Origin of the sequence: Corynebacterium sp. S5S1 (genome assembly GCF_001913985.1) — a bacterium.
GTDB classification, from domain to species: Bacteria; Actinomycetota; Actinomycetes; order Mycobacteriales; family Mycobacteriaceae; genus Corynebacterium; species Corynebacterium marquesiae.
The window spans coordinates 1-9648 of the sequence record NZ_MKXT01000046.1 but is presented as its reverse complement, the minus strand read 5'-3'; the positions used below and the strand labels follow the sequence as shown (position 1 = coordinate 9648).

Sequence of the window (9648 nt, the reverse complement as noted above, 5' to 3'; positions counted from 1 at the left end):
CGCTGAACTTCACTCAGCGAACTACGTGCTCTCAAAGAAAATGCTCCCCACTAGTTGTTGGCAACTGATTTCTCAGTCCAACTAATGGGGAGCAGTTCAGAATTACGCGGCGGTTTTCTTTGGCAAATAGGTGCAGCCCATGATCGAGCACACCGATGGCCGCTGCGAAGCGAAGGATGAACACGAAATCACCCAAATCCTGCCGCTTCAGGCCATTAAGGTCTGGGTACTCAGCGCTTAACCGCATAAGACTAGAGACCACGCCGAAGCGGTGTTCAAAGCCCTCGGTATCCCGAATGGTAAATGGGCGGCTAGAGCCCGTGGGACGAATGGACTCATAGGCCCACACCACAGGCTGGGTGTCGGGGCGGCGCACGATGATGTGGTTGGGGGTGGCGGTGATGCGGTAGGTGGGGGCGTCGGCAAGCACAAGCCATTCCCCCGCCGCGATGCGGCCGTCCTCCAGGGGCAGCAGGGGCGGATGAACGCGCGCTTGGCGCTCCAATTCCGCAACGAGTTCGTCGTCGGTGGCGCCCCAGCCGATGCCTTGATTGGCAAGCATGGCAAAGAAGGTGGGAAGGCTGAGGTTGGGCTGGCCCTCCCAGGCGCGGCGGAGGGACTCAAGAGTGGGATCGATGCGGGTGGGGTCATCCATATCCCTATAGACTATACCGGCCGAAGGATACCGGGCCCATCGCAGCCCAGAGGAATCGAACAGAAGGCAGGAACACCAAATGGGGCGCACATTAGATATGGATCAAAGAATCCGCCCCACCAATGGTGAAGCGGATTCTTTTAAAGCTCTACTGAGCGGTTACGGGGTATCGATTACTCGATAACCTTGGTAACGCGGCCAGCGCCGACGGTGCGGGAGCCCTCGCGGATAGCGAAGCGCAGGCCCTCGTCCATAGCGACCGGCTGGATGAGCTCAACGGACATCTCAACGTTGTCGCCAGGCATAACCATCTCGGTGCCCTCTGGCAGGTGAACAACACCGGTAACGTCCGTGGTACGGAAGTAGAACTGCGGACGGTAGTTGTTCATGAACGGGGTGTGGCGGCCGCCCTCTTCCTTCTTCAGGACGTAGACGGAACCCTCGAACTTGGAGTGCGGGGTGTAAGCGCCCGGCTTGATAACAACCTGGCCACGCTCGACGTCCTCACGCTTGGTACCACGCAGAAGCAGACCACAGTTGTCGCCAGCCTCGGTGTAGTCCATCATCTTGCGGAACATCTCGATACCGGTAACGGTGGTGGTCTGGGACTTCTCCTGGATACCGATGATCTCAACGTCCTCGTTGACTTCCAGACGGCCACGCTCAACACGGCCGGTAACAACGGTACCGCGGCCGGTAATGGTGAAGATGTCCTCGATAGGCATCAGGAACGGCTGGTCGGTAGCGCGCTCCGGATCCGGGATGGAGTTGTCGCAGGCTTCCATCAGGTCAACGACGGACTGTACCCACTTGTCATCGCCCTCGAGAGCCTTCAGAGCGGAGATGTGAACGATAGGAGCTTCCTCATCGTAGTCCTGCTCTGCGAGCAGCTCACGGATCTCCATCTCAACGAGCTCGATGATTTCCTCATCATCAACCATGTCGCACTTGTTCAGCGCAACGAGGATGTAAGGAACGCCAACCTGGCGAGCGAGCAGAACGTGCTCGCGGGTCTGCGGCATCGGGCCATCGGTTGCAGCGACAACCAGGATAGCGCCGTCCATCTGAGCAGCGCCGGTAATCATGTTCTTGATGTAGTCGGCGTGGCCCGGAGCGTCAACGTGTGCGTAGTGGCGCTTCGGGGTGGAGTACTCAACGTGGGAGATGTTGATGGTAATACCGCGCTCCTTCTCCTCAGGAGCCTTGTCGATCATGTCGAACGCGAATGCCTCGTTCTCCTCAGGGTACTGGTCAGCCAGAACCTTGGTGATCGCTGCGGTGGTGGTGGTCTTGCCGTGGTCGACGTGTCCGATGGTGCCGATGTTCACATGCGGCTTCGTACGCTCGAACTTCTCCTTTGCCACTGTATGTCCTCCTGGACTATATGGTGGCTACGACCTTCGCAGCCACGTGGTTGACAGTTGTCATTGGCACCCGACCCACAGTATGTGGGGCAAAGCGCTAATGACGCTTTCTTTACGTGCCAGTTACACGATCCTAGATTTATGTCGCGGTTTTTTCAAACCGCCGTTATAGGAGGTAACCCCGCGAAAAATCGCGGCCATTTCCCTCGACAAGAATCTTTTTAAAAGGATCCTGGGAGGGTAACGGCCGGCTCAATTCACAACTTAGAAGCCTAAGCTGCAAACTCAGCCCGCCGCTACCCTGGCCCAGTCGTCCCGCCCCGCGGCGGGTCTGGCATCTACTGGCGAAGAGTACCAGCCCGACTAAACCGCGGAGGAGACGGGGCTAGCGCTTAGTTGGCGCCGCCGGTGCGCTCCTCGATGATCTCCTGTGCCACGGAGGAAGGAACCTCTGCGTAGGAATCGAAGACCATGGTGAAGTTTGCGCGGCCTGCGGTGGAAGAACGCAGGTCACCGATGTAACCGAACATCTCGGACAGCGGCACCTTAGCCTTAACGACCTTCGCACCGGAGCGGTCTTCCATAGCGAAGACCTGGCCACGGCGGGAGGAGATGTCACCGTTAACGGTACCCATGTACTCCTCAGGGGTAACAACCTCAACGGCCATCATCGGCTCGAGCAGAACCGGCTTAGCCTTGGCCATTGCTTCCTTGAAGACCTGGGAGCCGGCCAGCTTGAAGGCCATCTCGGAGGAGTCGACGTCGTGGTAAGCGCCGTCTTCCAGGGTGGCCTTGATGTTGACCATCGGGAAGCCTGCCAGGTAGCCGTACTGCATAGCGTCCTGGATACCAGCGTCGACGGAAGGAATGTATTCCTTCGGAACGCGGCCACCGGTAACGGCATTCTCGAATGCGTAGGTTGCGGACTCGCCCTCTTCCAGGGTCTCTGGGTCCGGGTTGTACGGCTCGATGGTGCAGATAACCTTTGCGAACTGGCCGGAACCACCGGTCTGCTTCTTGTGGGTGTATTCCATGGACTCAACCTTCTTGCGGATGGTCTCACGGTATGCAACCTGCGGGTTACCGATGTTTGCTTCGACCTTGAACTCGCGCTTCATGCGGTCAACCAGAACGTCGAGGTGGAGCTCGCCCATGCCGCCGATAACGGTCTGGCCGGTCTCTTCATCCAGTTCAACGGTGAAGGTTGGGTCCTCAGCAGCAAGCTTCTGAATTGCGTTACCCAGCTTCTCCTGGTCGGCCTTGGTCTTCGGCTCGATGGAAACCTTGATAACCGGATCCGGGAAGTCCATGGACTCCAGGATGATCTGGTCATCCTTGTCACACAGGGTGTCACCGGTGGTGGTCTCCTTCAGGCCAACAACTGCGTAGATGTTGCCTGCGTCTGCCTGCTCAACAGGGTTCTCCTTGTTTGCGTGCATCTGGAAGAGCTTACCGATGCGCTCCTTCTTGCCCTTGGTGGAGTTCATAACCTCGGTACCCGGGGTGACCTGGCCGGAGTACACGCGGATGAAGTTCAGCTGGCCGAAGAACGGGTGAGCTGCAATCTTGAAGGACAGCGCGGAGAAGGAAGACTCCACGGAAGGCTTACGGGTGAGCTGGTTGTCCTCGTTGCCGACCTCGTGGCCGATAACCTCGCCAACGTCCAGCGGGTTAGGCAGGAAGTCAACAACAGCGTCCAGCAGCGGCTGCACGCCCTTGTTACGGTAAGCGGTACCGCAGTAAACCGGGTAAACCTCGGAGTTGATGGTCAGCTTACGGATGCCGGCCTTGAGCTCGTCAATGGTCAGCTCCTCGCCGCCGAAGTACTTCTCCATGAGCTCTTCGTCGGACTCAGCAACGGTCTCGACCAGCTTCTCGCGGTACTCAGCCGCCTTGTCCTTGAGGTCCTCTGGGATTTCCTCGTAGGTAGGCTCAGCACCGGTCTCAACCTTGCCGCGCCAGGTGATTGCCTGCATGTTCAGCAGGTCGACAACGCCGTCGAAGTCATCCTCAGCACCGATAGGCAGCTGCATAACCAATGGCTTGGCGCCCAGGCGGTCAATGATGGTCTGCACGGTGAAGTAGAAGTCGGCGCCCAGCTTGTCCATCTTGTTGACGAAGCAGATACGCGGAACGTCGTACTTAGCAGCCTGACGCCACACCTGCTCGGACTGCGGCTCCACACCTTCCTTACCGTCGAAGACTGCGACGGCGCCATCAAGGACACGCAGGGAACGCTCAACCTCAACGGTGAAGTCAACGTGACCCGGGGTGTCGATGATGTTGATCTGGTTGTTGTTCCAGAAGCAGGTCACGGCAGCGGAGGTAATGGTGATGCCGCGTTCCTTCTCCTGTGCCATCCAGTCAGTGGTGGACGCACCATCGTGGGTCTCGCCCACCTTACGGTTGATACCGGTGTAGAAGAGAATACGCTCGGTGGTGGTCGTCTTACCAGCATCGATGTGGGCCATGATGCCGATGTTGCGGACCTTGTTCAGATCCTTAAGCACTTCTTGTGCCACGTTTATACCCCAACTTAATAGTCGTCGACGCCGTGACCAGTTTTCTGGCTATGACGCCTGCATGGATAAGGTCATGTATCTTTTTGCCACTATTTGGCCGTCCTCGGAGCAGCCTGCCCCTAGACTTCCATCGCTTCAGTGTACTGGACACTCCACGATGCCGCTGGACTGGGCAGGTTTACCGCTCAGAGATCACACCCATTAGGGCAAAAAATGGCCCAAGCAAGAGATATGGAGTTTTGGGTTGCCGCGGCGGGAAAACTGCCGACAGCCAGCGCGAAACTTGTTTCTCGTTGCTTGGGCCATTGATGTGGGTGCTGAAATTACCAGCGGTAGTGGGCGAAGGCGCGGTTGGCCTCTGCCATCTTGTGAGTATCCTCACGACGCTTAACGGAAGCGCCGAGGCCGTTGGAGGCATCCAGGATCTCGTTTGCGAGACGCTCGATCATGGAGTTCTCGCGACGCTGGCGGGTGAAGGTCACCATCCAGCGCAGTGCCAGGGTGTTAGCGCGGTCAGGGCGAACCTCAACCGGCACCTGGTAGGTAGCGCCACCGACACGGCGGGAGCGAACCTCGAGGTCTGGGCGGATATTGCCCAGTGCCTTCTCCAGGGTGCCCACCGGATCGGTACCGGTCTTCTCGCGGCAAGCCTCGAGAGCGCCGTAGACGATGCGCTCTGCGGTGGACTTCTTGCCGTCCTGGAGGATCTTGTTGACGAGCATGGTGACCTGCTCGGAGTTGTATACCGGGTCCTTGACTACAGGACGCTTCGGAGCAGCATTCTTACGCATTGTTTATTACTGTCCCTTCTTTGCGCCGTAACGGGAACGTGCCTGCTTACGGTCCTTGACACCCTGGGTATCCAGAGCGCCGCGGATGATCTTGTAACGAACACCAGGAAGGTCCTTCACACGGCCGCCGCGGACGAGGACCATGGAGTGCTCCTGCAGGTTGTGGCCCTCGCCCGGAATGTAGGCGGAAACCTCAATACCGGTGGTCAGGCGAACACGAGCAACCTTACGCAGTGCGGAGTTCGGCTTCTTAGGAGTGGTGGTGTACACGCGGGTGCACACACCGCGACGCTGCGGGGAACCCTTCAGCGCAGCGGTGGAAACCTCTTTACGCTTATCGTGGCGGCCCTTGCGGACCAGCTGCTGAATAGTTGGCATTAAACAGTCTTTCTGTCGAATCGCACCACTACCAAGGAAAAGAACCAAACATGCAAAAATGGGCGCTCTTTCCCGGGGCGCTGCCGCATGTCCAGAACTCTTTCCAAGGCCGGTGCCTTGTAAAGGATCAGACTCTTCACCGCGCGCCGTCATGGCACGCATAGTGAACTGAGGTTTAGAGTAGCAAACCGACCACGCTTTATACAAAACGCGATCGGCGGCTTCCTCCTGCTAGGACCATTCCCAGACCAGGTCCGCCTCAGCAGCCTTGGTGGCAAAGTAGTCCTTTTCCTGTGCTTCCCAGGTTTCAAACCACTGCTCGTAGGCGGGCTCGCGGGCGATGGCGCGTTCACGGCGTTGGTCCCGGGGGCCGTCGATAAGCACGCTTACTACCGCGCCCCTCTCCTTGGCCGCGGCAATATTGGCGGCAGTTACCGAACCCACGCCCTCCACGATGAGGTCATCGCGCACATCCAAGCTGGCCCAGTCCCCTGGGGCGCCTGCTTCCCAATCCCAGCGCCAGTAGCCGGGGTTCATGGTGCGCAATACCTGCTCAGCTACCATATCCGAGCCCTTGTCCAGGCCATGCCAGCCGGGATAAAACTCATCGAGGTGCACTACCCGCCAATTGGTGCGCTCGGCCAGTGCGGCGGAGGTCCAGGTTTTGCCGGCGCCAGAGGGGCCGTCAATAAGCACGGTCACTGGCTTGAAGGAACGCTTTCTGGCTGCGGCCAGCGTGACGATGTCCTCTAAAAGGCGCTCTTGTTGGCTATCAAAGTCCATGGTCGCTCAATCACTGCTTTCGCGGTCTATAGGCCGAAGAATCTCCAGGCCCCAGTGAGTACCGAAACTACCACCGGTACGAAAGCAAAGACAGTACCTAGGGCCATAATCCACCCATCACGGGCATGCAGACGCGACTCACGTGCCCATGTGCGCTTCCCGCCGCTCGGCGGGGTACGGCCGAAACCGCGTGCCTCCATAGCCGTCGCCAACTTGCCCCCGCGGCGCAGCGCGATGACCAATAGACCAAAAGACATGGTGAGCAGATGCTTCAGCTTGCCGACGTCCGTCAGTCCCCTCGCCCTGCGCGCCATCCCCAGCGACTGCCAGTCGGACTGGAAGAGCGTCATCATACGCACGCCGGCGACCGCACCAACAACAAAGCGCGAGGGCAACTTGAGGATCTGCGAAAGGGCATCACCTAACTCCGTCGGGTCAATATCGCGGGCTAAGACCACCATGGGCAGCGCCACAGCAAATACGCGCAGCGTAATGGCGATCGCTAGGGTCAGCGAGTTCTGCGTTACCGCGATGAGCCACCAGCTGAAGTACTCCGTACCACCAGGCTCGCCATACAACAGCATCGAGATGCCAGAAATCGGCGCTATAAGAAAGAGGAACCAACCGGCCTTAAAAAGCCGCACCCATGACACCCCGCACAGCGGCGCGAGGATCAGGGTAAGCGCCAACGATACCGCGGCCGAGACCCAGTCAATAGATCCCAATAGTGGGGTAACCCAGATAAACATCAAAAAGATGCGGCTAAGCGGGTTAGCCCCGCGCAAAAGATTAGGCACCGGGCACCTCCACTCGGCAATCGCCCAAGGCCTGGATAAAAAGCGGGTCATGGGTGATAGAGGCGATAGTGGTGCCGTCATCTGCCAATTGCCGCAGCAAGCGCACCAGCTCCACAAAAGTTTGGGGGTCTTGCCCAAAGGTGGGCTCATCCAACAGCAACACCGACGGCGCGGTCACCAAGGCAGTAGCCACAGACAGGCGTCGTTTCTCGCCGCCAGAGAGCGTGAACGGGTTAGCGTCTAAGAGATGTTGCAGCCGAAGTGATTCCACCAGCTGCGCGATCCTTTCCTCCGGCGGGTCCACGCGCATTACCTTGGGCGCAACGCGCAGCTCTTCGGCCACCGTACGGGCGACGAATTGGTGCTCCGGATTCTGGAAGACAAAGCCTATGCGGTCCGCCAGCTCGCGCGATTTCCAGCGCAGCGGTGGCCCTTTGACCCCGCGACGCACGAAATCGGCCACCCCAATCTCACCTGATTCAGCTGGCAGCAACCCGGCCATGGTCATCAACCAGGTAGACTTACCCGCGCCATTCGGCCCGGTAATGACCGTGGAGGCTCCCGCCGGCAGCGCAATCGTGCGCGGCGGACCATAGCGGGTGACAAGGTCGGTGCTCCACAGCGCGGCTTCGCGCTGCGCAAGCTCGGCCTCGCCAAGGCGGCGCGCCTGCGGCAGGCCGGAGACCTGGCGGCGCTTAGCCACCTCCGCGAAGGAAGTATCGGCCACGATGCGCCCGCGGTCCAGCTCCACTGCGCGGTCGAGCACACCGTCCCACGCCGCGTGCTGGTGCTCTACCACCACGAGCGTCGCGCCGGTTTCTTCCACCAGCCTCGCCACGGCGCGCACCACATCGCGTGCGCCAGCGGGGTCAAGGTTGGCCGTGGGTTCATCGAGAAGTACCACGCCCGCCCCCATAGCGAGGACGCCGGCGAGCGCCAAGCGCTGCTTCTGCCCACCGGAGAGCCGCTCGGTGGGAAAATCCAGCTCCACGAAAGGCCCAACCAGTTCCTTGGCTGCGGCCACACGGCGCCAGATTTCCTCGCGCGGATACGCCAGGTTCTCGCAGCCGAAAGCAATGTCATCGCCAACACGCGCGGAGATCACTTGCGAATCCGGATCCTGAAGCACCAGCCCTACTGGGATGGTACGTCCGGGCTCCTCCACCATGCCGGTGGAATCTTCTAAGAGAATTTCCCCAGTGCGGGTTCCTTCCTCATCGGAACCCAGCACTCCGGCCATCGCCGCAAGGAAGGTGGACTTACCCGATCCAGAGTCGCCGCATAAAAGCACGCGTTCTCCTGGCTCGATGATCAGGTCAATATCGGATAGCGCCGGTTCGCTGCGCCCGGCATGAGTCCAGCCGAATCCTCGGGCTGTTATCTTGGTGGCGTTTCCCGCCAATGATGCACAATCAGACACGGACACAACACGCCCTAAGCGCGCTGTTCACGGCCTGCGGCAAAGCGATCCAGGGCACCGGTTTTAGCCAGGGCTTTCACCACGAAGAAACCCAGCGCACCGGCCAAGATAGCGCCGGAGATATTCAGCGTCACAAAGTAGATGAGCTTGAACTCGAAGGAACGAGCCAGGTTGCCAGAGGTAAAAAGCTCCAGGATGAAGGCACCCCAGCCAGCTGCCATGCCGGCCAGAATGGATACTCCCAGGCCAAACTTGCGGTACAGGAAGATGGCCAGGATGATTTCCACGCCAATGCCCTGTGCCAAGCCCGAGTACAGGGTGCTAATGCCCCACTGGGATCCCAGCACCGCTGAAACAGTTGCCGCCAGGACCTCAACATAAATGGCCGCCCCCGGCTTGCGAATAATCAGGCCGCCCAGCACTCCACCGATAAGCCAAATGCCCGTAGCAATGCCTCCTAGGCCCGGGGTCACGGCGTCCATGGCCTCAAACCAGGCATAGCCCACTGCATTCCACCCCAAGAACACAAAGCCACAAGCCACGCCTAAAACGGACGCCACCACAATATCGACCACGCGCCAATTCAGGCTGCGCTTCGGGGCAGCAGACGCACGTGTATTGGTAGTCATAATTTCCTCCCTCTCGCCGGCATTATCCGGATCAGGTTCAACGGTTCGCCACAACTTCTGTGGCATCTCAGCCCGACACAGCTGCAAAACAGGGCAGCGCGCAAGCACCCGTGAAGTGTGCAATTTTCAATGACTTAGGCCGCACTCCTTTAAAGGTGTCTGGCCAAAAGCTGCATTCATACTAGCAAAGCAGTCTAGCGGTGCTCCCTAGAGGGTTAAGCGACAAAATGTGTGTCTGCTATCGGCGTGTCGCGGGGTTAGATGTGGCCTTTTTGGATGCCGATTGAGTGTGTGTACTCGGTATCGATA

The 9648-nt window shown here is 59.1% G+C and carries 9 protein-coding genes and 1 riboswitch; all 9 genes read right to left on the bottom strand.

Annotation, left to right across the window (positions count from 1 at the left end):
- Window positions 1-31 precede the first annotated feature (31 nt).
- The 9 genes from BKN05_RS11215 to BKN05_RS11175 all read right to left on the bottom strand — a co-directional run bounded on the left by BKN05_RS11215 (window position 32) and on the right by BKN05_RS11175 (window position 9339).
- Complete coding sequence (locus BKN05_RS11215; RefSeq protein WP_286688672.1) at window positions 32-655, bottom strand: hypothetical protein; 624 nt, start codon at window positions 653-655, stop codon at window positions 32-34.
- Between the two features lie 173 nt (window positions 656-828).
- On the bottom strand, window positions 829-2019 hold the full coding sequence (gene tuf, locus BKN05_RS11210) for an elongation factor Tu (protein WP_049378858.1): 1191 nt from the start codon (window positions 2017-2019) through the stop codon (window positions 829-831).
- Between the two features lie 392 nt (window positions 2020-2411).
- The gene (gene fusA, locus BKN05_RS11205) at window positions 2412-4541 is read right to left on the bottom strand and encodes an elongation factor G (protein WP_049378857.1); all 2130 of its coding nucleotides are present in this window, start codon (window positions 4539-4541) and stop codon (window positions 2412-2414) included.
- A 323-nt stretch (window positions 4542-4864) separates the two neighbouring features.
- Window positions 4865-5332, bottom strand: a complete 468-nt coding sequence (gene rpsG, locus BKN05_RS11200; protein WP_005322865.1) for a 30S ribosomal protein S7 — start codon at window positions 5330-5332, stop codon at window positions 4865-4867.
- Window positions 5333-5338: 6 nt separating this feature from the next.
- Window positions 5339-5710: a 30S ribosomal protein S12 gene (rpsL, locus tag BKN05_RS11195; protein WP_005322866.1), complete on the bottom strand. Its 372-nt coding sequence runs from the start codon at window positions 5708-5710 to the stop codon at window positions 5339-5341.
- Window positions 5711-5941: 231 nt separating this feature from the next.
- On the bottom strand, window positions 5942-6493 hold the full coding sequence (locus BKN05_RS11190; protein WP_049378856.1) for a nucleoside/nucleotide kinase family protein: 552 nt from the start codon (window positions 6491-6493) through the stop codon (window positions 5942-5944).
- Window positions 6494-6519: 26 nt separating this feature from the next.
- Window positions 6520-7290: an energy-coupling factor transporter transmembrane component T family protein gene (locus BKN05_RS11185; protein WP_080970455.1), complete on the bottom strand. Its 771-nt coding sequence runs from the start codon at window positions 7288-7290 to the stop codon at window positions 6520-6522.
- On the bottom strand, window positions 7283-8710 hold the full coding sequence (locus BKN05_RS11180; protein ID WP_049383617.1) for an ABC transporter ATP-binding protein: 1428 nt from the start codon (window positions 8708-8710) through the stop codon (window positions 7283-7285). The genes BKN05_RS11185 and BKN05_RS11180 overlap by 8 nt, the downstream gene beginning before the upstream one ends.
- Before the next feature lie 14 nt (window positions 8711-8724).
- Window positions 8725-9339 (bottom strand): ECF transporter S component, encoded by a 615-nt coding sequence (locus tag BKN05_RS11175; RefSeq protein WP_049378854.1) that lies wholly within the window; start codon window positions 9337-9339, stop codon window positions 8725-8727.
- Window positions 9329-9461, bottom strand: a riboswitch (TPP riboswitch). Its footprint overlaps the gene before it by 11 nt.
- Window positions 9462-9648 lie beyond the last annotated feature (187 nt).

Excerpts from the sequence above, each read along its gene's own strand:
- BKN05_RS11215 (WP_286688672.1), bottom strand. The coding sequence starts at position 655 with ATGGATGACCCCACCCGCATCGATCCCACTCTTGAGTCCCTCCGCCGC.
- rpsL (WP_005322866.1), bottom strand. The coding sequence starts at position 5,710 with ATGCCAACTATTCAGCAGCTGGTCCGCAAGGGCCGCCACGATAAGCGT.
- BKN05_RS11190 (WP_049378856.1), bottom strand. The coding sequence starts at position 6,493 with ATGGACTTTGATAGCCAACAAGAGCGCCTTTTAGAGGACATCGTCACG.
- rpsG (WP_005322865.1), bottom strand. The coding sequence starts at position 5,332 with ATGCGTAAGAATGCTGCTCCGAAGCGTCCTGTAGTCAAGGACCCGGTA.
- BKN05_RS11175 (WP_049378854.1), bottom strand. The coding sequence starts at position 9,339 with ATGACTACCAATACACGTGCGTCTGCTGCCCCGAAGCGCAGCCTGAAT.